The following is a 24,286-nucleotide window of genomic DNA, read 5'->3' on the forward strand; positions in this document are numbered from 1 at the left end:
CTTGTTACTATAGCGCTGGCTTGAGATAAAATAATGTTGAAGGATGACGAAATGACTACAATACAAACATTGCGAGTAGACCCCAAATATGTAAATGATTTAAAAAAGGGCTATCCCCTTATTCTAAAAGACGCGATCCTAAATAAAGATGCACTACAAGCTGAAGGCGATTTAATACGCCTAGTTGATCAGCATAACCGCTATGTAGGGACAGGCTATTATGGCAACCAGAATAAAGGGATTGGCTGGGTATTCACAACAAAAGAACACGAAACGATTGACGACGAATTCTTCAAAAAAAGACTGGAAAAAGCACTTTCACTACGCGAAAACTTTTACAATGATTCAAATACAACAGCTTTCCGCGTGGTAAATGGTGAAGGAGACGGCATTGGTGGCTTAACGATTGACTATTACGATGGCTACTATATGGCGAGCTGGTATAGTGAAGGAATTTATTCATTTAAAGAATCTATCTATAATGCGCTAAAGGAATTAGTGGACTTTAAAGGTGTTTACGAGAAAAAACGCTTTGATACAAAAGGCCAGTACATGGAACAAGACGATTTTGTGATGGGGACTGAAGGTGATTTCCCTATTATCATTAAAGAAAATGGCATGAACTTTGCCGTGGATTTGAATGATGGAGCAATGACAGGTATCTTCTTGGATCAACGAGATGTTCGAGAAGCTATACGTGATCATTATGCACAAGATACAAATATGCTCAATACATTCTCTTATACTGGCGCATTTTCAGTGGCAGCTGCTTTAGGCGGTGCAGTGAAAACAACAAGTGTTGACCTTGCTAAACGTAGCCTACCTAAAACGATTGAACAATTTAGCGTAAATGGAATTGATTATGAAGCACAGGATATGAAGGTAATGGATGTTTTCCAATACTTTAAATATGCAGCGCGTCATGAATTAAAGTTTGATTTAGTAGTACTAGATCCACCAAGCTTCGCGCGTAATAAAAAGATGACCTTCTCAACAGCTAAAGACTATCCCAAATTATTGGCTGACGCCATCCAAATCACAGAAAAAAACGGTATTATTGTGGCATCCACAAATAATGCAAGTTTCGGTATGAAAAAGTTTAAAACATTTATCGACCAAGCATTTAAAGATACAAACACTAAGTACAAGATTGTTGAACAATATGGTTTACCAAAAGACTTCAGAGCAACTCGTGAATTCCCCGAATTCAATTATTTAAAGGTTGTCTTTATAAAAAAATTAAGCAAATAAAAAAAAGCTGCTGTTTTTTATACAGCAGCTTTTTTCTTATATTAATCAATTTTAATGACTTTGCGTAGTCTTAAAGCAAAGAGGCCTGCAAAAATGGAAAGGATAATATCCTTTGGCAACGGCGGCAGCATCCAAAGCCATGCCATTTTATAAGTAAATCCTTCTGGGGCTTGTGCCCACAATTTGTAGGCATAGTACATCCATGTTGTACCAAATACATAATTGATCACTAGTCCTACTAAAGCAGCTGCCAAATACATTGTCTTTGTCCGGCTATGTTCTACCATCTTTCCTATTATGTAAGCAACCATTATAAATGTTACGATAAATCCAAACGTCGGGCTCAAAATAACCGAAAAACCACCACTAAACTTTGCAAACACTGGTGCCCCTACTAAACCTAGCAACGTATAAACCAGCATAGAAACAGTACCCAAACGGCTACCTAATACTAAACCTGCTAAAATAGCAAAGAAGGTTTGCATGGTGATAGGTACGCCTCCTATTACGAGGAAGGAAGACACGTTTGCGCCAATCATCATTAAAGTTGCAAATAAGCCACAATAAGCGATCTCCCGTGCAGAAAATCTCCCTTTTACATTAGTAACATTTGTTGTCATTTTGTCTTTCTCCCCTTTGTTAACCAAATATATTTATAGGTTAACATAAATCAAGAGAAATAAAACTATTTTTTTAGGAATTCGACAATTTTTTATTCATCCTCATCAAAACCAAATAACTTTTCTTCTTCACTTTCATATATTCGACCCAAATTATTTGTATCCCTTTCTACCAGAAGAATAATGATATATTGCCTTTTGTCCGTTTGGATAATGGGTAACTCTTTTATTTCAAGAACAGTAACCAAATCATTCTCATATTCTTTTTGATAGGCTTTCATCTCTTCAATGGTATTTTCAAGATCCTCTTTAACACCTCTATAAACATCAAGTATTACTTCCACTTCATATTTTTCTATCATGCGTCATAGCTCCTTTTGACAATTATAGCTCCGCTCCAGATGGCGCTTTCCGCGGGCTTGGCTTCAATCTCCTCATCACTTCGTTCTTGCGGGGCTTTCAGCTCAAGCTATTCCCGCAGGAGTCGCCATCTTCCGCTACTCTATAAAATGGCTGTGCTTTGAAACGAAAATACTTTCCGTTATATCTAGATTTCTATCTCTTGAATAAATTTTCCTTTGAGAAAATATAAAGTTTCTAAATGTAGTTACTTTCTAAATTATCCAATTTTACTTCCATCTAATGATTACTATCTATTGCTAATATTTATTCTTTCAATTTTTATTCCTTAGACTGTTCATGTGCAATGTAGGTACTACTGTTTTATAATAGAGATAGGTTATAAAAGAAATGATTGAGGTAAAGAAAGGATTTTTATGTTTAGAAATAAGAAAATTAAAATCCATGTCTCTGGTTGGCCTGCGTTATGTCTATTAATTGCCATCATGGTCGTACTGCTACTATTGGCCATCACTCTACCATACTTTGGGTTTTTTGGTTTATTTAATATATTAGCTAAGTTTAACTTGGCAAGCATGGAGTTATTCGAAAAAGGTTATCAAAATTTCTTTTACTTTGAATGGTTACTAATTTTGATTATTGCGATGGTTATTATTCTAGATTTAATAAGTCTAATGATCATTGCCGGTAGCAACCTGAAGCTGGCATTTCCTATTAGTACTATGAGTACAATCATTCAATTCTTGTTGAGTTTAACTATTTTTAAAAAGGTAATCATACCTAGCTTTCAACATGTACAGATTACCTGGAAGGGTTCGTTAATTCTCTTTCTTCTCATCTACCTTGTGACGAGTGTATTTAATCATGAGACGCCAAAAGAAAAAAAGGTAAATAGCTAGCAACTTCCTCCTTAAATAAACCTTGATATATATATAATAGTATGATAAACTCCTTTAAGTTCAGTTCTTTTTTGAAGAGTTGAACTTTCGTGTGAGTATAAACCTAATTTTGGGTCTTGGTGAAAACCTTGACCCTTTTTTTATTTCTCAAAAAACAAGCCCTTTTCAAAAGAAAAGGGCTTGTTTTATTAATTGTTAATATACATTTCAAAGACTTCGCTATAATCCTTTTTGACGAATTGTTTCTTGCTTTTAAGCATCCAGTCATTAGCGAATTGTGTGATTTGTTCAAAGGCCTGTGCAGCCGTACCTTCTTGCGTGTTCACCTTACCGATTGCCTGTGCTGCCAGTGATAAGCTACTTTCTGCTATTTCATATTTTTTTTGATTATGAATCATTTCTTGGGAAATAGCATGTAATGCCTTATAAAGATCCTTAATCTCTGTATCGAACTTCTTGTGAATATCAATCGAAAATGGCTCGTTGTTCATAGTAAATTTAATCTCTATATCTAAATCTATTGTTCCTGCTGTTTCTAACATTACATTTGAGATATGTGAGTGTTCATAATCATATCTCTTTAACAGCCGTTTTTTGCTGATTGCTGAATCGCCATCTACATGGATCAAACTATAATTAGTGAAGCAGTACTCATCTGCCTTCGTTTTGATTAAATAATAGATAACTTCTCCAGCTTCATGCATGACAAAATCATCAGATTCCGTTTTATCAAAATCTTCTTTCGCTATCATCATGCCAATATCTGATAATCCTAATGCATCTGATGCTAGTTTTTTGAACATCATGAACCCCTCCTATTCTCTATTCCGTTAAATAGACTACTCTGAAATGCGTGTAAAAAATTCAATCAATTTAGCGTGATCCGATATATTGTGATTGCACTGCTCCCCATTTATACAAATATAATTGCTATATTTAGTGAACGTCTCAGCTGTCTGCCCTTTCGTTTTGGTAGTAAACAGACTCACATCGCCATGATGGTTGCAGATAGAACAAACACCTTTTATTACTTTGGTGCTCATCGTCCCTTTTAAAGCTTTCAGATTACCTTCATCTTCTATAACAATATATTTGCGATGCGTTTGGGTATCATCCCAATTCAAATAGCAAATATGCTGAAAGTCCAAATCTTCTAGGTTTGGTAGCTTTAGTTTCTTTTCTTTTCTAAAAAGTTTTTTTAGCTCTGCTGTTGAGATTTGGTAAAAAGGAATGACATAAGGCTTTAGGCTTTGCAAAAACGAATCGCCTTGTTGGCGTTCTGTAATTGTGTATAGTGGTTCAATCAGCTTTGTTTGTTCTTCAGATGGATCAATTGCATTGAAAATTTCATTTTCCACGAGTCCTTTTACAGCTTGAAGTACATTTTTATCTTTTGTTGTTGTATAGGCGTTTAATAGTTTATTCAGTTGCTGCTCAATTAGATGATAATTTGCTACGGATAAGAAAGATTTTATTGTTTTTTCCATTCGAAATCACTCCATTAAATAGGTTTTTAAATGAGCTACCTAAAGAAATGATTCATTGCATTAACAGTGCTCCATTTCTTTAGCAAAAGAATAGTATAGAGCATGCATTACAGTTGAATGCAGACATTTTGGATGCCTCCTAAAAATCAAGTTATCTCTATACTAACATCTACATTTTGGAAAAACAATTTGCTATCAAACGCAAACAAAAAAAGCACTCAGAATTCCTTGAGTGCTAATCTGGTGTAATGAAGAGTGAATGTTTATCCCTTATTCACCTAAAAGAATACGCTCTTTACAAAATGCTAAAATCATCGCTTCTTCATCTTCTTCTAAAGCAAAGTCTAATACTGAAGCATCTGCTTTTGCAATTAAGAAGTAATTGGCAATGGCGATTTCACCATTTTTTTTGGAGATAATTGCTCGTATCTCAAGCCCGCCTTCTCTATAGAGTTCGTCTTCTTCATCTATCTCTATATCCAGCAAAAACTCGTATCGCTCACCTTCAATAATGTGTGTAGGGTCCACGATTTCTTCCATTGTGTATGCTAATATGTCCAATCATATCGCTCCTTTTAACGCTTTCATTATTTTATAATATAGGAAATCGAAAATATGTAAAGCAAAGGGGCGCGTACATCATGAAAGAGCTATTTTATTATCAAGAAGTGATGATGAAGGAATTTGAAGCAAGTATACTTAAACAAGCAATAGCTGAAGACGGGAGGAAATATATTGTCTTAGACAATACTGCTTTCTACCCTACAGGTGGCGGCCAACCGCATGATACAGGTTATTTAAATGATGTAGAAGTGGTGGATGTAGAAAAAGAAGATGGAGATATTCGGCATTATGTTCTATCTTTCTTGCCGGAAGATACAAAAACAGTGCACGGCAAGTTAGATTGGGAACGCCGATTTGATCATATGCAGCAGCATGCGGGCCAACACATTCTCACGGCATCCTTTGTAGAGTTATTTAATTATCAAACAGTCAGCTTCCATCTTGGACAAGAGACTGTAACGATTGACCTTGATACCTCAGAATTAACAGAAGAAGAGCTCCAAGCCGTTGAAAAAAGGGCAAATGACATAATCCTAGATAATCGTCCCATTGAGACAAAGTGGATCACAGAAGAAGAGCTTTCTAAATATCCTTTACGTAAAGCAATTCAGGTAACGGGCGAAATACGACTCGTCATCATACCGGAGTTTGATTATAATGGCTGCGGTGGTACTCACCCTGTCACAACTGGCGGTGTACAAGCGATCAAAATTCTCTCAACAGAGAAACAAAAGAATAAGACCCGCGTCCATTTTGTTTGCGGGATGCGCATCGTGCACGAATTAGGATGGAGAAAAAAGGAATTATCGAAGGCAGCGAAATTAGCCAATGCTCCCGAAAAGGAAACAGCTGGTGCTGTACAGAAGTTGCTTGATACTCAAAAATCTTTAGAGAAAAAGTGTACCCAAGCGGAGAAACAGCTTCTTTCATACGAAGCAAAAGAATTGGCTATGGAAAATCCTACAGTACCAATAATCACTAAGGCATTCGTTAACCGTTCTATACAAGAATTGCAGCAACTAGCGCGAGCAATTGTAAAACTGGCTCCAGAAAACACCATTCTATTTGTTTCAAGGGATAGAGAGCAAGTCCAATTCGTTGCAGCAAAGGGAAAAGATACGGAACAAGTCAGTATGAAAGATGTATCCAATGCCGTTTTCTCTGTAATCGATGGCAATGGCGGAGGCAATGATACATTTGTGCAAGGCGGGGGCAAAACAGGTCTCTCTCCTAATGAGTTACTAAGTAAAATGGTAGAGGCTTTAAATAAATAAGACAAAAAAGACTGTAGAACAATCTTCTACAGTCCTTTGTCATTCATCACCATGAAAGATGGCTGATTGGCGATTTTTTCAATAAATATATTCCAATCTATCATCATAGTATTGTAATGGAAGTCATCCGGCTTACCTGCTGGATAAGTGATATGCTCTGCATCAGAAAAGAAATCATCCCAATCATTTGGCTGCTGGTACCGTTCAAGCTCACTCTTTTCCACTGTTTTCTTTTGGAATTCCTCGTATGCAAGCGGTATAATTTCTAGAAAAATCTTTTCCACGTCCCCTTGTTGAATAGAGGAGCGCATTTGCCTTAGCCAATAATGAATACTCTCTGCATCTAATTTGCTATAGCTATGTGATTGTATAGAATAAGGGCCGTGTTTTGCCTCTTCTTGCCGCTTATTGAGATCTTCAATTTTATAACGCACAAATGAATCATACACCCCTTTTAATTTCTCTTTTAAGGATGCAGATATCTCTTCTGTTTGAAGCAACACCACTAGCTTCATCGCTAAGAAACCTAGCTCTACCCCTAATTGCTCTTCACTGACAGCAGTGGATTTTTGATTAATCAGCCATTTCTTTGCAGATTGATAAAAGGCTCCTGCCGCAGCTAAGTCGATTATTTGGTAACCATCATCTGAATTAGTCAATTGCGCTTGCATTTTAACCCCCGTGAAAAGAAGACGCAGCAAATCTCCCATAAAATAGGAATCTCTTTCAAGCCATGCATCCTGCGAGCCTTTCAGCTGAGCATAATCAGGATTTTGTTCTAGAAACTCCTTATACTGATCCACTTTCTGCTGGTAGATAACCAGGATGGAATGGCGCATATATTCTTTTTCGCCCACTGCTCCATTTCGTTCGAAGAAATCTCCCACTGTTTCTGTATAAGCATTAATAAGCCGCTTTAATCCCCTGCTCCAAATATCTTCAAGCTTCTCTAACTGCTTTATTTCTTCCTCACCCGAAAAATCTCTTGCAATACGTTCTCTATATGTACAATATTCAGATGCCAAAAAGTCTATACGCTCGCCAATAGCTGCAATTCTCTCAAAGCTTAAGCCACCTTTAGCACTGACATTGAACTCTACCATTTTCCAAAAGATCTCTTTTGGTAATCCAACTGATTCAATTTCTTCCTTTGTAAGTGCTTGCAAATGCATGCGCTTATTTGCTGAGAAATGGTTCGGCCAACGCTTGTATCCTTCATCTATATACTGTTTTCTTAAATTTTCGATCCTCTCAGTTGTAATCTCTTCTTGAGAGATGTTGAGCGGTAAAGGCCTATCATCTAGTTCTCTCATTGCAGATCAAACTCCTTTAAGCCATATAATAGCCAATAATGTTACACCTATTCTATCATAGGCTTTCGGAAAATGTACTTTTACGATTAGCACTCATTTTTGAACAATTAATTCATTGAAATCTTTTACTTTTACTCCTTTAGGTACCTTTAAATCTATTATTGTATACCCTGGAAGAATCAAACTATAACTCTTGCTGTAACCTTTAAAATAAGGTGGATTAAATGGGAAGAGTGGCATAGTATCTGTTGCAACTCTAAATCTCTTATCGATTTCTCTCGCTCCGTGAATCTTAATTGTGCTTGGTGTTTTCCCATCCACTTTTACAAATGGCTGACTTTCATTTAATTGTAACGATAGATAATACGCATTTGTATGATAGACTGTGCCTTCTACTACACGTTTTTCTGTATTAACTTTATTCATATAAATAATGATTTGACCTATATCACTAACTGTATTAGATGTGATAAACAGTTTATTATTGGGCACATCAGTTGTAAATGTCTTTACAAAGAAAGGTTCTTCTTTACCTTTCAATTGTCCATTCTCCGCACGCTCTAGAAAATCAGTATTTTCTTTCACAATTGTATTTTTTTCTTGTTTAGTCATTGGCACTACATCTGGCTTAAACACACCAACATAAATTGTAGCAACCAGCAATAAAAAAGCGTATATAGCTATAATCAGTTTAATCTTCCGAATGCTTTCAATATTAATTAGCCTACGCATCAAAGTAATAAGCAGAATTCCTATTAGAATGAAGATACAAGCGACAATTAGCCCCATTATTCTTTCACCTCCCGCTTATTTCTCATCAAATAAACAAGCCCTATACAAAGAAGCGATAAGCCTAAAAAGGGTAGATTAAATAAGAATGCTTCCTGTGAAAAAATGCCGTTTCTAAGAAATCCATAAAGTGAGTCTATATAATAATTGATTGGTAAAAGAACTATAGCCACCAAAAGAATGAATAACGGGAGAGAGGCGTGATAGAGTGCATGAAGAGCGTAACCCAAGCATCCTACAGAAAAGGCCACAATTGACATAGTAAGAAAATTAGCAAGAAATACTGAAGGCGCGTTCCAAATGGTATAGCCCATAATAATAGAATCTTGTTTAAGTAAATCTACTAGCATGATCTCTAGATAATTGGACAACAGCATGGTAAGACCGATTGTCAGGCTGATCACCAACAGCAATAAAAAGTCAGCCAATAAATGGGCACGAACACTAAATCCATTCGCTGATGTATTTATTCCTTCATTGGTAGGCATCTTTAAAGAAATAGAAAAAATCCAAAACAAGCTGAAGACATAAGCAATAACTGGCATAGAAAAAATAAATGTGATATTTAGATTGCCTACTGAATCGCTATCCGCAATCGTTCCATTACCTATTGTTAAACATATAAATACCAACTCAATTAAAATAAGGTGAAAGAAAGCACGGATATGCGATTCTACTTTTATAGTAAATAGCTCTTTTACTTTCCCGTGATGTGCTATATCATCAGTTAACATCCAATCCCCCGTTTCTATACAATTAATAAGCAAGTCCTACCCGAGCTTGAATAAAATGTTCGTTCAAACATTCTTCATATGCGAATTGGGCTGTATCCCCCACAGATATCTTCATACCATCTATCGGTAATACATTTTTTTCTACTCGGTAATGCCCTTCTGCAATGCCGTCTGGTAAATAAGTGGGGCAAGCGATTGTCCAAGCAAGAGAGGTCTCTTTTAACATTTGGTATACCTTTAGATGTTCTTCTGCTGCAAAAGTGGCTTTTTGTCTTGACTCGCCTGATTGAAAGCGATACTGTCCAGGCACTACCCGGCTATCTAAAATGCCCGCTGTCCCGATGGTAACAATCCTTTTTACAGCCGCCTTTTCCATCGCCAATATGATATTGGCTATTCCTGCTGTAAGGGTAGTCGTACGGTCTGTCCCAAGAGCACTGATAACTCCATCAATTTTATGTGTAAAAACTTTTTCTACATCTTCTTTTTCAAATACATTTCCTTTTATAACAGTTAGACCCTTTGTTTCTTTTATATTCTCCGGTTCGCGAACAAGAGCAATGACTTCATGTCCATCTTTTAGTGCAAGACTTGTTACTTCACTGCCCACTCGGCCGGTAGCTCCAAAAATTGCTAATTTCATATTGGGTAATTCTCCTTCCTCTATTCTCCCACTATTCTAACATGATTATTTTATAAATTCTTCCAAAAATAAGCTGCAAACGAGCATGAAGCTTTTGCTCAATTTGCAGCTTATTCAATAGATTATTTATTATTTCCTTCATTTGAATTTTGGCTTTTGTCGTATACAGTATAAATTCGTTCAAGCATAGGCGGATGCGTATAACGGAACCACTTGATTAAGCGAGGAGGATTTACTTCACTTAAGCCTGCTTTCGTCAGTTTCTGGAATGACGATACAGCTGCTTCATGGTCACCCGTTAAGGCAATCGCATATTGGTCTGCTCTTTCTTCTTGATACCTCGATACAATATTCGATACTGGACTCGAAACAAATAACAAGAAGGATGTAATCAATAAAAACAGAGGCATAGAGCTGATATTGCTAACTTTTTTCACTCGTAAAACAGAGCCGTAATGTCTAACTGACCAGTTCATTATTTTGGCAGTTAAAAAGAGCCCAATCAGCATTAAAAGAATATAGCCTGCTACACCATAGTAGATATGCTTCTCCACATAATGTCCCATTTCATGCGCCATAATGAAGAGAATCTCACGGTCCGTTAAATTATTTAATGTCGTATCCCATAAAACAATTCGAGAGTTATTGCCTATACCCGTCACATACGCGTTCATCGCATTTGTTTTTTCTGCCATATTCACTTCATACACATGGTCCGCTGGAATATTTGCTTTTTCGGCTAATGTTAATATTTTGGTTTCTAACTCTTTATTTTGTAGCGGGTAAAAATCATTGTATAGCGGATCAATGACAACCGGCTGAACGAACATAACGAAAATGGTGAAAGGAATAGAGAGCAGCCATGTATACAGCCACCAGTTTTTTAAGCTTTTTTGCATGAGCCAATAAATAGTTGCCATCACAATCGCAGACATAATATAGTTGACCCCAAAATCAATCCAACCTTCTTTAAGCCATGAAAACAATTTTTGATTGCTAATGCCGTATTCCATGCTTAGATGATAGCTATAATATCGGATAGGCAGCAGGAGCACATACGAAATGAAATTTAGCCAGAATACATAAATAGCTGTTCGAAAAACAGTTGATTTTGCCTTGGAAATAGCCCACTTTTCGAATAGACGAGATAACCCTGCAATCAAAATAAATAAATAGATAATCCACTCAAATGGTGTTACGACAAAGAAGAGGTAATTTCGAATCTTTGAGTACTCTTCGCTTAGTAAAAGTTCATGCTTCGACATAAATACTGCGGGATCCGCTACAGAACCCTTTAAACTTGCGGGAATTTGGCCAGTGCCCATGTGAAAAATATAAACATACATACAAGCTGCATATATGCCATAAAACAAAAGGGTGAAAAACAAAAATTTCTTCCTCATTTAATCGCCGCCAATCTCACCTTGGTTAATTTCCCCGCGCTAGGCGGGAGATGATCATTTAAAATCTTGAATATAATTGGAGAAATTCATCTAGAATTGGCCTCCACTGATGTTAATAATGAAATGTGACTTTCAAAGCTGCACTAACAGAAATAAGGCCTGCTTCTATCGGTGTGTTTGTCTCATTAGCTAAGGTTGCTCTACTATATAGAGGCTGCTCAAACGCTTGTATTTCTTCTATTTCTATAGGTTCAGAAGATATATGTACATTCATCGTCGCCGCAATGGCTTTTGCCTTTCGCCGAGCATTCAGAAGAGCCAGTTGTAGGGCTTGATGATTGTATTTCTCTGCATCATCTAGTTTAAAAACAATGCCAGAAACACTATTTGCTCCATTTTTTACTGCAGTATCAATGACAAGCGCTACTTTTTCCATTTCTCTTACATTTACAGATAACGCATTGGACACCTCAAAGCCTCTAAATAGCTGATTTCCATCAATAAAATCATAATTGGGAGAGATACGATAAGAAGCTGTTTGCATATCTTCTTGCTGGATGCCTAAAGACAGCAACGATTGAATCACTTGATTCATCAGCACCGCATTTTCTTTTTGGGCTTTTCTTGCTTCCTGCGCTTTTGTAATCACTTCCACCTGCAGTTTCACATAATTAGGCGCTGCTGCTACCTCGCCAAACCCAGTTACTGTAATCAAGCGTGGTGAAGTAGGCATATGATACATATTTTGATAATACAAGGGATTCCACCTTTCATCATGTTTATCCGATTATAATTCATCTTATGCTTTTTTCTTCGCTAACTTGTCACTGCATGTCTAGATATTTCAATTAATTTTGAAAGACCAAAAAGGCAACTTATCCTTCGATGTATCGATAAGTTGCCTTTATAGTTATATAATCCTTCTCCATACTATTCAGCCATTTTGAGGTCTGATGGCAACCAGAAAGCGACAAGTGCTAAAACAGGCAATATAGAGATAAATATCATCGTATCAAAGACGCCATAATGGTCCATCATTATACCAATAACAACTGAGCCGATTGCCCCCATACCAAATGCAAGCCCGACTGTTAAGCCTGACATCGTCCCCACTTTGGTTGGCACTAATTCTTGTGCATACAAGACGGTCACTGAAAAGCTTAGCATAATGAAGAAACCAATCAATGAAAGAAAAACCACGACTAGCCATAACGGTATATATGGAAGTAAAAGCGCAAGTGGTATTGGAACAAGGAAGGACAGCAGAATGACTTTTTTTCGACCCATCTTGTCTGCCATTGGTCCTCCGAAAAATGTGCCGATTGCCCCTACTGCTAAGAAAATAAAAATAAATAACTGGCCTTTTTGAATGGTAAGATGATAACGGTCCATTAAATAAAAGACATAAAAATTAGTCATGTTTGTAACATAAAAAGAGCGAACAAAAATGACTGCCATCAGCAAACCTAGTGCAATACCAATTTGCTTTTTAGTCAATACAGGCAGATTTGATATGATTGTTTTTTTCTTCTTTTGGCTTTGTTCTTTCTCAAGCTGCTCTTTATACCATACAGAAATACGTGAAAGAAGAAAAATGCCAATTGCTGCGATGATTAAAAACCAAGCAGCCCCTATTTGTCCAAAAGGTACAAGCACAAAAGCGCTAATTAATGGTGCAAGCGCTTGTCCAGTATTGCCGCCCACCTGATAAATCGATTGAGAAAGGCCTCTTTTAAAACCAGCAGCCATGAAGCTAACACGCGATCCTTCTGGATGGAAGACGGCGGAGCCTAGACCTAAGAAAATAACAGAGAGCAGAATCATCCAATAATTCGGTGAAAACGCAATGCCGGCTAAACCAAGCATTGTGCATCCCATACCTAAAGGCAATGCATACGGCTTCGGTTTTTTATCACTGAAAAAGCCTACTACAGGCTGCAATACAGAGGAAACCATATTCAACACAAAAGTAATGAACCCTAATTGTGTAAAGGTCAGTCCAATCTCCTTTTCTAATACAGGGAACATAGCAGGAATGACTGCCTGCAATGTATCATTAAACAAATGGCAAATCCCAATCACAACCATAATAGGATAGATAGGATTCCCTAAAGCGGATTTCGCCATTGTCGTAGCCATATACTTATTCACTTCTTTCTATCTTCATTTTATTTATCACTTTTAATTTCACTTAAAAGAACAGTATTGCTCTTTTCAACAATTGAGTACGAGTGAAGTTACACCTTATTATAGCAATTATTTAATTCCATTTTTCTTTCTATTAAGAGAATAACCTATTTTTTTACGTTCATACTAAGCGCGAATGAATAGAGGAGTGACTATATATGGAGAATTTCTGGGATTCTAATTTCTTGGAATCAAAATTTTGGGAAACAAATTTATGGGAAATGCTATTTCGAACGACTATTTCTTTTGTCGTTTTGCTCATATTAGCAAGATTGCTTGGAAAAAAACAGCTTAGCCAACTGACGTTTTTCCATTATATAACCGGTATTACCATCGGCTCTACAGCAGCAGAAATAGCGGCTCAGAAAGAAACATCCTTTCCAGATGGTCTAGTCTCGCTTGTATGGTGGTCAGTACTCACTTTACTCGCTAGTTACATTGCCATGAAATCTCCAAAGTGGCGAAATATAATAGACGGCAGCCCAACCGTAATTATTAAGAACGGCGAAATCTCAGTGCAAGCCTTAAAGTCCGTGAAGCTTCATATGAGTGATTTAATGATGATGCTCAGGGAACAATCGGTTTATTCTATCCAAGATGTTCATTATGCAATTCTAGAAACCAATGGGCAGCTGAGTGTCCTTAAAAAACCAGCAGAACAATCCGCTACAAAACAAGATGTAAATGCAGACGTCTCTATTCCTGAACATATACCTACTGAAGTTGTAGTAGACGGAAAAATAGTATGGAATACAATGGAAGAGCTGAATTTAACCGAAGAAAGTTTAAGGAAGAAACTAAAGAAAAAGAATATAACTGATTTAAATGAAGTATTTTACGCACAACTACAGCCAAATGGCTCGTTATATATTTGTACACGAAAACCCGACAAAGCCCAAAAAAACGACAAGACTGGGTAGAATAATGGCGAATGTATAAGAAATAAAGAGATTTCCCGGGAAATATAAAAGAGTAGCACATGTGCTACTCTTTTGACTCATTAAACATTTCTTGCAAGGCTTTTTGACGTGATGGCTGGATGACTACCTGATGACGGATTTCTTTCGTCTTTTGCATTGCTTCGTCGATCGTCTTCACTTTATTTAATTCAAGTAGGACAGCTGACGCTACCGTTCCAGCTTTTCCGCTGCCGCTTCCACAATGAAAATAAACCTTTTCCCCATCATGATAAGCGTTCAATACTTTATCTACTGCATTCCTAATAGATAGCTTTAATTCATTTGGTTCATCTGAGATCGGTGTATGGATTCGTGTATAACCCACTTCTTTGGTTTCCTCTTGCCGCAAATCTACTACTAGGTCAATGCCCTCATTCGTAATAGCATTCTCTACATCCCTTGCTCCACCAAAAAAGAGTTGATTTCCGATTAATTCGTTGTATTCTTTTTTCATTTAGAATCCCCATCAAGTAATTCTTTGATTTCTTCATAATGAGGTAATGCAGTAATAGCGCCAGGCTTTGTAGCGGCGTAAGCGCCTAACTGGTTCGCAAAGTATACAAACTGGTAAGCTTCTTCTATACTTTTAGGCATTCCATACATATGGACTTGTCTGAGGATTCCCGCCATAAAGGCATCACCTGCACCAGTCGTATCTACACATTCAACAGAAATCGATGGGACGTGTTTTATTTCACCATCAAACACTACATAAGCGCCATTTTCTCCTGCTGTAACCATCACTAATGGAATTTCATATTCCTTAAGCACCTCAACACCCTCATGAAGTGTTTTTGTTTGAGTTAAAAAGAACAGTTCTTCTTCTGCTAGCTTTAATAAATCAGCTTCCTGTAAAAAGGCGGAGATCGTTTCTTGGCAAACTTGTGGACTTTCCCAGCGAAGTGGACGTATATTCGCGTCCATTGCGACAAGTGCACGATGTTTCTTTGCTAATGCTACAGCAGCCTTCGTAGTCTCAAGGGCTATAGGGTGGAACATTGTATTCGAGCAAAGATTGAATATAGAGGCACGTTCAAATGCTTCCTCACGTAAATGCTGTACCTCCACTTGTAGATCTGGTGTATCATCTATATAATTTGTAAAAATGCGTTCATGTTCTTCTGTTAAATGAACATGCACTCCACTTACTCGTTTTTCTGGAATAACTTTTGCATAATTCATAATTACGCCTTCTAGATCTAGTTCTTGGCGTACAAACTGAGATGTCTCATCATCGCCTGTAACGGTAATTAATGCTGCTGGTGCTCCAATTCGGCTTATGCCTGCCGCTACATTGACAGTTGCACCACCTAAATACTTTGTAAAAGATGTATTTGTCGTATCGTTTGCTATAAAATCAACGAATGCATCCCCATAGACGAGGATTAATTCTTTTTTTGAATCAATCATTTCGAAACCCCTTCACACATATCTTCCTTCTATCCTACCATGAAGACTTATACTACAAAAGCATTTGACGAAAAAAATTAGGTAAAATCTCATTCTTTTTTCAACACAATTGTATCCTAAAGGTACAGAATTATTAAAATTAAGTTTAGTCATTTTTGGTATACTAAATAGAGGAGGGATAGAATGAATATACGACATGCACAAATTGCAGACGCACCTTATATTGCACCACTTATTGTAGATGCTATAGGTGATATTGCCAATAGGCTAACAGGAGAAACAGAACCTCAAACTGTTTTGAATGAATTGCAGGCTTTATTTAAACGTAAAGACAACCGCCATTCCTATCTAAATACATATGTTGCAGAGATTGATGGGAATGTTGCGGGTATGATGGTGGTCTATGGGGGCGATCAAGCACAGGAGCTAGATCATAACCTCGAAAAGTGGCTAGCTGATAAAGGAGCTGAGATCCAGACTATTGAGGTAGAGGCAAGGCCTGATGAGTTTTACATTGACACCATTTGTACTTCGCCAAAGTTTAGAGGAAAAGGCATTGGTACAGCACTTTTAGAATACGTGGATACCCTAGCCAAAGAAAAAGGCTACAGTAAACTTTCTCTAAGCGTTGAAAAGGAAAAAGAGCGCGCTCGAAAACTGTATGAAAAAATGGGCTATGTATATGCAGAGCCTTGGATAATCATTGGTGAAGAATTTGATCACATGGTTAAAAAAGTTTAATGCATACGACCGGCGAAACCTACGCTTCGCCGGTTTTTCTATATTTCAAAATTACTTATTCATAACGTATGCCTTGCGATAAATCCTCTAACGCATCATGCGATAATATTCGAAAGAATTTATTTCCTCTCTCGATGATCCCCTGCTCGCTTAACTTATGGATAACTCTATCCAAATGGCGTCTTGTCGTACCTAATAAATCAGCAATTTCACCTATATTCTGGGTTTGTAGTTCCACGCCAAATTCATTATCAGGTGTTGTAATGCTTAATAAATAACTTGCAAAACGATTCTCTACAGAAGCCAGCAAATTGACTCGTGCTGCAGTCGTGCAGGTTTGAAGCTTATAACTAAGATGTTTGATGAGATGCTGTAAAAATAACGGATTATCTTTTTCATACTGGTTAATATAATCAAATGGCAGGGCGATACATAAACACTCGGTGACAGATGTGATTTGAGATTGTACGGGTACATGACGTACCAGTTCTAAATCTCCAATAATTGATAGCGGTTGGCTAAAGCGTAAAAGCAATGACTTTCCTGTTCCTACGCTTGATGTCGTTTTAATCTTTCCCTCTACTAAATAAAGGAGCATTGTCATTTCTTCTCCCTCATGAAGTAATATTTCGCCAGCAGCATAATGGTAAAGGGCAAAGGGCTTGCTAGAAAAAGTAGGAAAGATTTCTTGAAGCTTATATTGATGTATCTTTTCATGAAGCTTACAGGAATCATGTATTACTTTCATAAAAGCCTCCTTTATAGACATATGTCCTATTTCATTATAAGCTGTTTTGATAAGATATTATAAGCAAAAACAGTTAATGTCTTTATACTATATAGGTTTGAATATATACAGGAGTGTCGAAAATGAACAAAAATTTAATATTTCCATTAATGATTGTTATTGGCTCTAGCTGCTACGGGATTTTATCAACCATGATTAAAGTTGCAATGCAACATGGTTTTGAAACGTCTGAAGCTGTAACTAGCCAATATGTTGTCGGCTTTTTGCTTGCCCTCATTCTTTTTGTCGCTACTCAACGCACATTGCCAAAGATTACAGGCAAGGGTTTTTTAATCATTATGATTTCTGGCTTACTGACAGGCACTACAGGTATAGTTTACGGAAAAGCCGTTCATTATTTACCTGCTTCTTTAGCGGTCGTTATGTTATTCCAATTCACGTGGATTGGTTTATTTTTAGATTGTATTATCCATCGAAGACGCCCATCACGTATTGAATTATTCTCACTCGTATTTTTAGTGATCGGTACCATTTTGGCAGCTGGTATTTTAGACGTGGATTTAAGCGGCCTTGATTGGCGTGGTTGGGCATTTGGCTTTGCTGCGGCATTTAGCTTTGCTTGCTTTATGCAGTTCAACTCTCGCTCAGTTGAAGGAATTTCCACTATTGGCCGTATGACTATCATGTCATTGTTTGCTATGATTATTGTTCTTCTTTTCCAAGCACCAGAAGTTCTTGTAAATGGCAAACTTTTCGGTAGTGAATTATTTATCTTCGGTTTATTGCTAGGTTTCTTTGGTATTATTCTGCCGATCTTACTCTTCACTATAGCAGTGCCAAAAGTTGGTGGCGGTTTAGCATCTATTTTGAGTGCGATGGAATTGCCTGTAGCAATCCTTGCCTCTGTAGTAGTCATCCATGAAAAACTTTCTATCTTACAGGTCGGCGGCATTTTATTAGTACTCGCAGGCATGATGATTCCAACCCTTTTACAAAAAAAGGCGCGACTACAAACTAAATAGCTATGCATACTTTGAAACTCCCTTACTCGATTTGCTACAATGCAAATGGAAGGGAGTTTTTTATATGAAAAGATTTGGACTACTTATTATTGCTTTGGTTTCCATAGCCGTTCTAGCTGCCTGCAATAATAGCAAAGAAGGGGAAAAAACAGAAACAAAAAAGAAAACTACCGATTTAAGTGCGGCCCTCACTGTTCCTAAACAAGCAATAATCGGCGATGAGGTAGAACTGAAAGTTGCTGTCACTAAAGACGGTAAAAATTATACAAAGGCAAAGGATGTAGCTTTTGAAATAGAGAATGAAGAAGCTAATACGGACCAAATGATGATTGCCACTTTAAAAGATAATGTTTATGTGGCAAAGCTTAAAATAAAAGATTTAGGAGTATATGTGATCAAAGCACATGTAACCGCAGAAGACGGAAGCCATGTGATGCCGAACAGAGAGATGGTTGTAACAGGTAACAACTCTCAAAAGAAAGAAAAAACGACTGATACCACAGCTACCAAATCAGCTAAACAGGTAACAAAACACGATGAGCGTACACACGGTAACGTAACAATTATATATAACAACCCTAATTCTTTTAAAAAAGATGATAAGGTGAATTTAAGTGTTTCTTTAAAATATAAAGGTGAAGCACTGTCAAATGCCTCTGTCCGTTATCAGGTAATTACCCAGTTTAATGGCGGTAAACCGATTTGGATAAATTTACAGGAAACATCATCAGGGACATATGAAGCGAAGCATACATTCACACAAGCTGGTCCCTATTTATTAAAGCTTCATGCTGAAAATGGAAATGGTGAAGACCTTCATATTAATGATGCAAAAAGATTTATTGTAAAATAAAACAAAAAACCTGTACGGCGATGACCATACAGGTTTTCTTTATACATGTTACTTATAAGAGACCAATTAATTATGTTTCAACTTTTTAGGCCAGAAGCTGTATTTGCCTAAAATAACAATAAGTGCTGGAATGACAATTGGCCTTACGATAAATGTATCAATCAATACACCAATAGCTACAGCAAAACCAAAGACACGCAATTCCATAACTGGCTGAGTAATAAGTACAGCAAATGTAGCTGCTAGGATTAATCCAGCAGAAGAAATAACACCGCCTGTTTTAGCTACTCCTTCGAGGACGGCCTCTTTTATTGGCATATGCTCTTTCTCTTCCCTAATGCGGGAAATCAACATAATGGAATAATCAATACCCAATGCTACGAGAAAAACAAAAGTGTACAGTGGTATACGATAACTGATTCCCTTGTAGCCTAATACATCTTGGAAGAAGAACACCGTAAATCCTAATGCTGCTCCGAATGATAACAAAATAGTCGCCATCATATAGACTGGAGCAAGTAATGAACGCGTTTGTATGCCTAGCATAATCATTATGAGTATGGTCATAATCGATATAATCCGGATTTCATCACCCTTGCTGGCACTTCGAATATCTGCATTTTTTGCCGACTCGCCTGCAATTAGTAGCTGTCCTTTTATTTGGCTTTTCTCTAAAAGCTTAGAAGAATTATCACGTAGCTTTTCAATATCATCAAATGCTTTTTCCGAATATGGATTTTCTTTTAATACTAGATTAATTTTAGCGACATTTTGATGCCCTTCAGAGAAAGGATTCCCTTGGATTTCTGCTTGGTCAATGCTACTTTTTTGATTCAATTTTTGTGTCAGATCTGTTAATTGCTTATAGGTAAGTGAATCCTTTGATTTGACCATCACTGTGCTCGGTGCAATTTCCCCAGCAGAAAAAGACTTATTAAGTACATTATAGCCTTGGATAGATGACATCTCTTTAGGAAAAGAATCCAGCAAGTTAAACGTATAATGCACTCTTTGTACCATAGATGCAAAGAATACAAGCACTAGGACAATAGGTGCCAACGCAATCCATGGCTTCTCTGTAACAAATCGCCCTAGTCTATGCCAAAAGCCTTCTTTGCCTACCCTTTTTTCAGCTCGTTTTCTCGGATTGGAAGGCCAAAAAGATTTTTTTCCAGCAATGGCAAATAAGGCGGGCATTAAGGTTAGCCCTGCTATTAACATCACTGCTACTGCCACTGCAAAGACAGGTGCAAACGCACGATATGTCTCAAATACCGCTGCAAATAATGTAAGCATACTTAATAGCACCGTACCACCACTAAATATTATAGGTTCCCGTACATAGCGTAAAGCATTCCTCATCGCCTCATTTATGTCCAGTCCCTTCTCAAGCTCTTCGCGGAAACGAGAGAAAAGAAGTAAAGAATAATCTGTAATAACAGCAAACAGTAAAATCATCATAATTGACAATGATTGGCTGTCAATTGCAAACCACTTGGCATCGCCCATTAGTCCAAGCAAGCCATCCACCACCGTGTAGGCAATACCTGCGCCAATAAGCGGTATAAACGCTAGTAAGGGTGATCTGTAAATAATGATGAGTAGCACAAAGATTAAACTAACCGTACCTAAAATTAATACTACATCTGCTCGCGAGAACATTTCATAGGTATCTGCTTCAATACCAGCAGGGCCAGTGAAATGTATTTTCAAGTTACTTGGCTGTTCTTTTAATATTTCTTTCTTTAATTTATCCATTGCCATCTTAACTTCTTTAATTTCCATTCCATTCGGTAAAAGAACAGGCATAAAGAATGTCTTTTCATCTTCAGAGAAGAAAGAAGCTCTCGCTTTTTTTGGCATCTTAGATAAAGGAACGACGGTAAACTCTTTATCGACTTTTGGGACGCCATTCTCGATACTCTTCATGGCTTTGTTAACATCCTTTTCCTTCAAACCGCTTTTATCGTGAACAACGACAAAAAGTGGAACCCCTTTTGAGGAGGGAAAGTACTTTTTCAACGCCTTTTCTGCTTGGATCGATGCGTCTGTCTCCGGAAGCCCTGAGTTTTTTCCAGGTGACGTGACTTCTTTTGCATGAGGCGCGAATGACGTAAAAAGAGCGGCCGCAATCACCCACACCAACAGAATAGTAAACCATCTTTTTTTCTCTTTTAAAACATGCATATTTTTATTCTCTCTCCTTTTTTGTTTCTACCATAAAGGTAGAGAGAATAAATAACCCAAAGCTAACTAAAAGGACAGTACCACCGATTATATATATAAGTAAAGCAACCGTACTGTTTATATTAAAAGGTTTTAATGTATTCAACCACATTCCAATTGTCAGTCCGATTGAACCAATCATTGCTGTCCACCCGTGAATTGCGACTAGTGCTTTCTTTTTCAGCGTAAATATACTATAAAATATTCCCCACGCAAACACTGACAACCAGCCTACAACAAGTATATGAGCGTGAATTGGTTTAAATTGATAGCTCATAGAGCCAGCCATATGCGAACCTAGGATAGCACCGATTAAACCGAATATAGCAGCAATCCGTATAAGCCGCATGCCCCATTTTCTTTCCATTCCAATAACCTCCAACTTTTTTGTTACCTTTACTATAAAGGAGGTAAATGAACGGGATATGAACTCCATATTACAAATGGGGAAGAAATATCGTAAAGGCTGTCCCTTTAGCTAATTTGCTCTCTATTTCAATCTGACCGCTATGAAGATGAACTATCTTTTCAACAATAGATAACCCTAACCCTGTTCCATCCTTTCCGCGAGATTCATTCCCGCGATAAAAACGGTCAAATGCTTTCTTTATTGTTTGAGTATCCATTCCAATACCTGTATCTTTTATCATAATAGTGGTTCCTTTTTCAGAAGAAGCCAATGAAATCTCAATTTCTCCACTGGGCTGATTATATTTAATTGCATTTGTCAGCAAGTTTTCCCATACATTTTCAAGCAGACTTTCATCTCCTCTATAAGAAACAGGTTCTAACGCCATGGACAGGTTAATCTGTCTTTCATCAAGCAACCATCTGTATTTCTGAATCACTCGCTTCAATTGCTGATCAAGTAAATAATTTTCGCGCTTGGCCCTTTGGCTTGTTTGATCTAGAGAAGTAAGTAATAGTAACTGCCTTGTTAAATTCGATAAACGATGTGTTTCTGATTGAATTATTTCAACATACTTCTGCTGATCTTCGGGAGATAGGCTCTTATTCTCTAATAATCCTGTATAACCTTGAATATTCAGCAATGGTGATTGAAAATCATGTGAAACATTGCTGATAAACTCTCTCCTCATCTGATTATTTTCTTCTAAACGCTGCATCATGGTATTAAAACTTGCTGCAAGCTGACCAATTTCGTCACGCCGTTCAATTGATAAAGGAGTATCAAATCGTTCGTCCGCAATACGGCCTGTAGCAAAAGTTAATTCAGTAATGGGCTTAATGAGTAATTTTGCAAAAAATAGCATAGCCATTAAGCTGATGATAACCATAAATAAAAACCAGCCACCCATAATCGTATGTACTTCACTAAATAGCAATTTAATGTCTGGCCGTAAAAACAGCGCATACGCTTTGCCTTGATAATGGAACGGAACACCTACCGTATTTGATAATTCGTTCGCAAAGAAGCCAGTGACAAAGGTTTCTTGCGGAAGTTTCCGCATGCCGTGATACACTTCTCCATTTAAGACTTGATTGACTTGTTTGTGTGATAAGTTTTTTAATCGATATTCGCCACCAAAAAAAGACTCCTTATAGTCTTCATCCACTAAATAGATTTGATAGCCTACGTTCCCCATTGTTTGAAGGTATTGCTTTAACTTAAAGGAAGTAGATTCATTAATAGGTTTCACAATAGATTTCGCAATCATAACATTCTTAGTATCATTTTTAGGCTTAGTGACTTGATGATAATATGTGTTCGTAAGCAAAAAGGCAATTAATGAACTAGCAATCATAGTAAGTATAGTGACGAGCAAAAACTTGCTGTATAAAGACTTCATTCTTTAATCACCTCTAGCTTATAGCCAATCCCCCGCACCGTCTTAATTTGAACATCTGGTGCAACATTGGCCAATCGCTCCCGTATGCGCTTAATATGCGTATTTAACGTTTGTTCATCTCCTTCATAATCAAACCCCCATACTTTCTCCATAATCTCTGAGCGTTGAAAGACTTGATTTTGCCGAGAACCTAGTAACGCAAGTACTTCAAATTCCTTTAATGGTAATAGGAGCGTGGTATGGTTTGCTGTTACCTCATAACTCTTTCGGTTAATCATTAACGAACCTAATTGATTGATGGAATTATTAGGCTTATCATAACGGCGCAATATAGCCGCAATCCGAAATAATAATTCTCTTGGTTCGAATGGCTTTACCAAGTAATCATCAGAGCCCGCATTAAAGCCATTTTCTTTATCATTCAATTCTCCCTTTGCTGTAAGCAAAAGAACAGGGATATCCCATTGTTCTCTTATGATTCTGGTCAGTTCGTAACCGTCCATTTGAGGCATCATGACATCAGCTACAACTAGATCTGGCGCCTCTTTTTCTAATATAGCAAGCGCTTGTACACCATCGCTCGCTTTTAAAGTTGTATAGTGGGCCTGGGCTAAATGAATGCTTACAAGGTCTAAAATAAATGGATCATCATCTACAACTAATATTTTTGCCAACTTCACGTGCTCCATTTCATCATTTTTCTTCCATTATAGCGAATTATCGAAAGATGTACCCTGTTGATTCATTTATTGTCCATTGAAAAGTTAATAGAATTTATATAATGTATGTATTATCTCTAAGTATGGGTATTTTTCTATTCTATTCAAACACAAAAAAACACAACTGATTAATCAGCTGTGTTTAAATTGCCTAGCAACGTCCTACTCTCACAGGGGGAAGCCCCCAACTACCATCGGCGCTAAAGAGCTTAACTTCCGTGTTCGGCATGGGAACGGGTGTGACCTCTTTGCCATCATTACTAGACTATTTGA

Annotated in this window: 26 protein-coding genes and 1 rRNA gene; 7 read left to right on the top strand and 20 right to left on the bottom strand. The window is 37.3% G+C overall.

What is annotated here, in order from left to right; all coding sequences use genetic code 11:
• Positions 1-51: 51 nt before the first annotated feature.
• Positions 52-1,251 carry a class I SAM-dependent rRNA methyltransferase gene (locus tag F0527_RS16275; RefSeq protein ID WP_150285634.1) on the top strand — a complete coding sequence of 400 codons (1,200 nt, stop codon included), beginning with the start codon at positions 52-54 and terminating at the stop codon, positions 1,249-1,251.
• 41 nt (positions 1,252-1,292) lie between these two features.
• On the opposite strand, the gene F0527_RS16280 is transcribed toward F0527_RS16275, so the two are convergent.
• Together F0527_RS16280 and F0527_RS16285 are read right to left on the bottom strand one after the other, a co-directional pair.
• Positions 1,293-1,871, bottom strand: a complete 579-nt coding sequence (locus F0527_RS16280; RefSeq protein ID WP_147198190.1) for a biotin transporter BioY — start codon at positions 1,869-1,871, stop codon at positions 1,293-1,295.
• Positions 1,872-1,963: 92 nt separating this feature from the next.
• The gene (locus F0527_RS16285) at positions 1,964-2,233 is read right to left on the bottom strand and encodes a hypothetical protein (RefSeq protein ID WP_150285635.1); all 270 of its coding nucleotides are present in this window, start codon (positions 2,231-2,233) and stop codon (positions 1,964-1,966) included.
• Positions 2,234-2,647: 414 nt separating this feature from the next.
• On the opposite strand from F0527_RS16285, the gene F0527_RS16290 reads away from it, so the two are divergent.
• The gene (locus F0527_RS16290; RefSeq protein WP_150285636.1) at positions 2,648-3,130 is read left to right on the top strand and encodes a SepA family multidrug efflux transporter; all 483 of its coding nucleotides are present in this window, start codon (positions 2,648-2,650) and stop codon (positions 3,128-3,130) included.
• Positions 3,131-3,318: 188 nt separating this feature from the next.
• Here the strand turns inward: F0527_RS16290 and F0527_RS16295 are convergent, their stop codons facing one another.
• The 3 genes from F0527_RS16295 to F0527_RS16305 all read right to left on the bottom strand — a co-directional run bounded on the left by F0527_RS16295 (position 3,319) and on the right by F0527_RS16305 (position 5,178).
• On the bottom strand, positions 3,319-3,933 hold the full coding sequence (locus F0527_RS16295) for a PH domain-containing protein (protein WP_150285637.1): 615 nt from the start codon (positions 3,931-3,933) through the stop codon (positions 3,319-3,321).
• A gap of 36 nt (positions 3,934-3,969) precedes the next feature.
• Positions 3,970-4,617: a FusB/FusC family EF-G-binding protein gene (locus F0527_RS16300; protein ID WP_150285638.1), complete on the bottom strand. Its 648-nt coding sequence runs from the start codon at positions 4,615-4,617 to the stop codon at positions 3,970-3,972.
• A 270-nt stretch (positions 4,618-4,887) separates the two neighbouring features.
• Positions 4,888-5,178: a DUF6509 family protein gene (locus tag F0527_RS16305; RefSeq protein ID WP_190323517.1), complete on the bottom strand. Its 291-nt coding sequence runs from the start codon at positions 5,176-5,178 to the stop codon at positions 4,888-4,890.
• A gap of 80 nt (positions 5,179-5,258) precedes the next feature.
• On the opposite strand from F0527_RS16305, the gene F0527_RS16310 reads away from it, so the two are divergent.
• Complete coding sequence (locus F0527_RS16310) at positions 5,259-6,455, top strand: alanyl-tRNA editing protein (protein WP_150285639.1); 1,197 nt, start codon at positions 5,259-5,261, stop codon at positions 6,453-6,455.
• A 26-nt stretch (positions 6,456-6,481) separates the two neighbouring features.
• On the opposite strand, the gene F0527_RS16315 is transcribed toward F0527_RS16310, so the two are convergent.
• The 7 genes from F0527_RS16315 to F0527_RS16345 all read right to left on the bottom strand — a co-directional run bounded on the left by F0527_RS16315 (position 6,482) and on the right by F0527_RS16345 (position 13,476).
• Positions 6,482-7,768: a hypothetical protein gene (locus tag F0527_RS16315; RefSeq protein ID WP_150285640.1), complete on the bottom strand. Its 1,287-nt coding sequence runs from the start codon at positions 7,766-7,768 to the stop codon at positions 6,482-6,484.
• A gap of 93 nt (positions 7,769-7,861) precedes the next feature.
• Entirely contained in the window at positions 7,862-8,557 is a 696-nt protein-coding gene (locus F0527_RS16320) for a hypothetical protein (RefSeq protein WP_150285641.1), read from the bottom strand.
• Positions 8,557-9,291, bottom strand: a complete 735-nt coding sequence (locus F0527_RS16325; protein ID WP_150285642.1) for a hypothetical protein — start codon at positions 9,289-9,291, stop codon at positions 8,557-8,559. The genes F0527_RS16320 and F0527_RS16325 overlap by 1 nt, the downstream gene beginning before the upstream one ends.
• A 22-nt stretch (positions 9,292-9,313) precedes the next feature.
• Positions 9,314-9,934 carry an NAD(P)-dependent oxidoreductase gene (locus F0527_RS16330; protein WP_150285643.1) on the bottom strand — a complete coding sequence of 207 codons (621 nt, stop codon included), beginning with the start codon at positions 9,932-9,934 and terminating at the stop codon, positions 9,314-9,316.
• A 122-nt stretch (positions 9,935-10,056) separates the two neighbouring features.
• A complete protein-coding gene (locus tag F0527_RS16335) occupies positions 10,057-11,337 on the bottom strand; it encodes a M48 family metallopeptidase (protein WP_150285644.1) in 1,281 nt (426 codons plus the stop codon).
• 112 nt (positions 11,338-11,449) lie between these two features.
• Positions 11,450-12,094: an SIMPL domain-containing protein gene (locus F0527_RS16340; RefSeq protein WP_150285645.1), complete on the bottom strand. Its 645-nt coding sequence runs from the start codon at positions 12,092-12,094 to the stop codon at positions 11,450-11,452.
• 173 nt (positions 12,095-12,267) lie between these two features.
• The gene (locus tag F0527_RS16345) at positions 12,268-13,476 is read right to left on the bottom strand and encodes an MFS transporter (protein ID WP_150285646.1); all 1,209 of its coding nucleotides are present in this window, start codon (positions 13,474-13,476) and stop codon (positions 12,268-12,270) included.
• Positions 13,477-13,682: 206 nt separating this feature from the next.
• Between F0527_RS16345 and F0527_RS16350 the strand changes: the two genes are divergently transcribed.
• Positions 13,683-14,444 (top strand): DUF421 domain-containing protein, encoded by a 762-nt coding sequence (locus F0527_RS16350; protein WP_223823636.1) that lies wholly within the window; start codon positions 13,683-13,685, stop codon positions 14,442-14,444.
• A 64-nt stretch (positions 14,445-14,508) separates the two neighbouring features.
• On the opposite strand, the gene F0527_RS16355 is transcribed toward F0527_RS16350, so the two are convergent.
• Both F0527_RS16355 and F0527_RS16360 read right to left on the bottom strand, forming a co-directional pair.
• Entirely contained in the window at positions 14,509-14,937 is a 429-nt protein-coding gene (locus tag F0527_RS16355) for a protein-tyrosine phosphatase family protein (protein WP_150285647.1), read from the bottom strand.
• The gene (locus F0527_RS16360; protein ID WP_150285648.1) at positions 14,934-15,893 is read right to left on the bottom strand and encodes a carbohydrate kinase family protein; all 960 of its coding nucleotides are present in this window, start codon (positions 15,891-15,893) and stop codon (positions 14,934-14,936) included. Before F0527_RS16360 ends, F0527_RS16355 begins: the two co-directional genes overlap by 4 nt.
• A gap of 183 nt (positions 15,894-16,076) precedes the next feature.
• Between F0527_RS16360 and F0527_RS16365 the strand changes: the two genes are divergently transcribed.
• Positions 16,077-16,634, top strand: coding sequence for a GNAT family N-acetyltransferase (locus F0527_RS16365; RefSeq protein WP_147198162.1), 558 nt, complete (start codon positions 16,077-16,079; stop codon positions 16,632-16,634).
• Between the two features lie 55 nt (positions 16,635-16,689).
• On the opposite strand, the gene F0527_RS16370 is transcribed toward F0527_RS16365, so the two are convergent.
• Complete coding sequence (locus tag F0527_RS16370) at positions 16,690-17,382, bottom strand: Crp/Fnr family transcriptional regulator (protein ID WP_150285649.1); 693 nt, start codon at positions 17,380-17,382, stop codon at positions 16,690-16,692.
• Positions 17,383-17,504: 122 nt separating this feature from the next.
• Between F0527_RS16370 and F0527_RS16375 the strand changes: the two genes are divergently transcribed.
• Together F0527_RS16375 and F0527_RS16380 are read left to right on the top strand one after the other, a co-directional pair.
• Positions 17,505-18,404, top strand: coding sequence for an EamA family transporter (locus tag F0527_RS16375; protein WP_150285650.1), 900 nt, complete (start codon positions 17,505-17,507; stop codon positions 18,402-18,404).
• Between the two features lie 64 nt (positions 18,405-18,468).
• Positions 18,469-19,257 (top strand): FixH family protein, encoded by a 789-nt coding sequence (locus tag F0527_RS16380; protein WP_150285651.1) that lies wholly within the window; start codon positions 18,469-18,471, stop codon positions 19,255-19,257.
• Positions 19,258-19,323: 66 nt separating this feature from the next.
• On the opposite strand, the gene F0527_RS16385 is transcribed toward F0527_RS16380, so the two are convergent.
• The 5 genes from F0527_RS16385 to rrf form a co-directional block, all read right to left on the bottom strand.
• Entirely contained in the window at positions 19,324-21,444 is a 2,121-nt protein-coding gene (locus F0527_RS16385) for an MMPL family transporter (RefSeq protein WP_150285652.1), read from the bottom strand.
• 4 nt (positions 21,445-21,448) lie between these two features.
• On the bottom strand, positions 21,449-21,850 hold the full coding sequence (locus tag F0527_RS16390) for a hypothetical protein (RefSeq protein ID WP_150285653.1): 402 nt from the start codon (positions 21,848-21,850) through the stop codon (positions 21,449-21,451).
• A gap of 70 nt (positions 21,851-21,920) precedes the next feature.
• Positions 21,921-23,294, bottom strand: coding sequence for a sensor histidine kinase (locus F0527_RS16395; protein WP_150285654.1), 1,374 nt, complete (start codon positions 23,292-23,294; stop codon positions 21,921-21,923).
• On the bottom strand, positions 23,291-23,968 hold the full coding sequence (locus tag F0527_RS16400; RefSeq protein ID WP_150285655.1) for a response regulator transcription factor: 678 nt from the start codon (positions 23,966-23,968) through the stop codon (positions 23,291-23,293). The genes F0527_RS16395 and F0527_RS16400 overlap by 4 nt, the downstream gene beginning before the upstream one ends.
• A 194-nt stretch (positions 23,969-24,162) precedes the next feature.
• Positions 24,163-24,278: ribosomal RNA gene (rrf, locus tag F0527_RS16405) — 5S ribosomal RNA — on the bottom strand.
• Between the last annotated feature and the right edge of the window lie 8 nt (positions 24,279-24,286).

Origin of the sequence: Rummeliibacillus sp. TYF-LIM-RU47, assembly GCF_008638315.1 — a bacterium.
Classification (GTDB): Bacteria; Bacillota; Bacilli; order Bacillales_A; family Planococcaceae; genus Rummeliibacillus; species Rummeliibacillus stabekisii.

Excerpts from the sequence above, each read along its gene's own strand:
- F0527_RS16275 (WP_150285634.1), top strand. The coding sequence starts at position 52 with ATGACTACAATACAAACATTGCGAGTAGACCCCAAATATGTAAATGAT.
- F0527_RS16280 (WP_147198190.1), bottom strand. The coding sequence starts at position 1,871 with ATGACAACAAATGTTACTAATGTAAAAGGGAGATTTTCTGCACGGGAG.
- F0527_RS16285 (WP_150285635.1), bottom strand. The coding sequence starts at position 2,233 with ATGATAGAAAAATATGAAGTGGAAGTAATACTTGATGTTTATAGAGGT.
- F0527_RS16290 (WP_150285636.1), top strand. The coding sequence starts at position 2,648 with ATGTTTAGAAATAAGAAAATTAAAATCCATGTCTCTGGTTGGCCTGCG.
- F0527_RS16295 (WP_150285637.1), bottom strand. The coding sequence starts at position 3,933 with ATGTTCAAAAAACTAGCATCAGATGCATTAGGATTATCAGATATTGGC.
- F0527_RS16300 (WP_150285638.1), bottom strand. The coding sequence starts at position 4,617 with ATGGAAAAAACAATAAAATCTTTCTTATCCGTAGCAAATTATCATCTA.
- F0527_RS16310 (WP_150285639.1), top strand. The coding sequence starts at position 5,259 with ATGAAAGAGCTATTTTATTATCAAGAAGTGATGATGAAGGAATTTGAA.
- F0527_RS16315 (WP_150285640.1), bottom strand. The coding sequence starts at position 7,768 with ATGAGAGAACTAGATGATAGGCCTTTACCGCTCAACATCTCTCAAGAA.
- F0527_RS16320 (WP_150285641.1), bottom strand. The coding sequence starts at position 8,557 with ATGGGGCTAATTGTCGCTTGTATCTTCATTCTAATAGGAATTCTGCTT.
- F0527_RS16325 (WP_150285642.1), bottom strand. The coding sequence starts at position 9,291 with ATGTTAACTGATGATATAGCACATCACGGGAAAGTAAAAGAGCTATTT.
- F0527_RS16330 (WP_150285643.1), bottom strand. The coding sequence starts at position 9,934 with ATGAAATTAGCAATTTTTGGAGCTACCGGCCGAGTGGGCAGTGAAGTA.
- F0527_RS16335 (WP_150285644.1), bottom strand. The coding sequence starts at position 11,337 with ATGAGGAAGAAATTTTTGTTTTTCACCCTTTTGTTTTATGGCATATAT.
- F0527_RS16345 (WP_150285646.1), bottom strand. The coding sequence starts at position 13,476 with ATGGCTACGACAATGGCGAAATCCGCTTTAGGGAATCCTATCTATCCT.
- F0527_RS16350 (WP_223823636.1), top strand. The coding sequence starts at position 13,683 with ATGGAGAATTTCTGGGATTCTAATTTCTTGGAATCAAAATTTTGGGAA.
- F0527_RS16355 (WP_150285647.1), bottom strand. The coding sequence starts at position 14,937 with ATGAAAAAAGAATACAACGAATTAATCGGAAATCAACTCTTTTTTGGT.
- F0527_RS16360 (WP_150285648.1), bottom strand. The coding sequence starts at position 15,893 with ATGATTGATTCAAAAAAAGAATTAATCCTCGTCTATGGGGATGCATTC.
- F0527_RS16365 (WP_147198162.1), top strand. The coding sequence starts at position 16,077 with ATGAATATACGACATGCACAAATTGCAGACGCACCTTATATTGCACCA.
- F0527_RS16370 (WP_150285649.1), bottom strand. The coding sequence starts at position 17,382 with ATGAAAGTAATACATGATTCCTGTAAGCTTCATGAAAAGATACATCAA.
- F0527_RS16375 (WP_150285650.1), top strand. The coding sequence starts at position 17,505 with ATGAACAAAAATTTAATATTTCCATTAATGATTGTTATTGGCTCTAGC.
- F0527_RS16380 (WP_150285651.1), top strand. The coding sequence starts at position 18,469 with ATGAAAAGATTTGGACTACTTATTATTGCTTTGGTTTCCATAGCCGTT.
- F0527_RS16385 (WP_150285652.1), bottom strand. The coding sequence starts at position 21,444 with ATGCATGTTTTAAAAGAGAAAAAAAGATGGTTTACTATTCTGTTGGTG.
- F0527_RS16390 (WP_150285653.1), bottom strand. The coding sequence starts at position 21,850 with ATGGAAAGAAAATGGGGCATGCGGCTTATACGGATTGCTGCTATATTC.
- F0527_RS16395 (WP_150285654.1), bottom strand. The coding sequence starts at position 23,294 with ATGAAGTCTTTATACAGCAAGTTTTTGCTCGTCACTATACTTACTATG.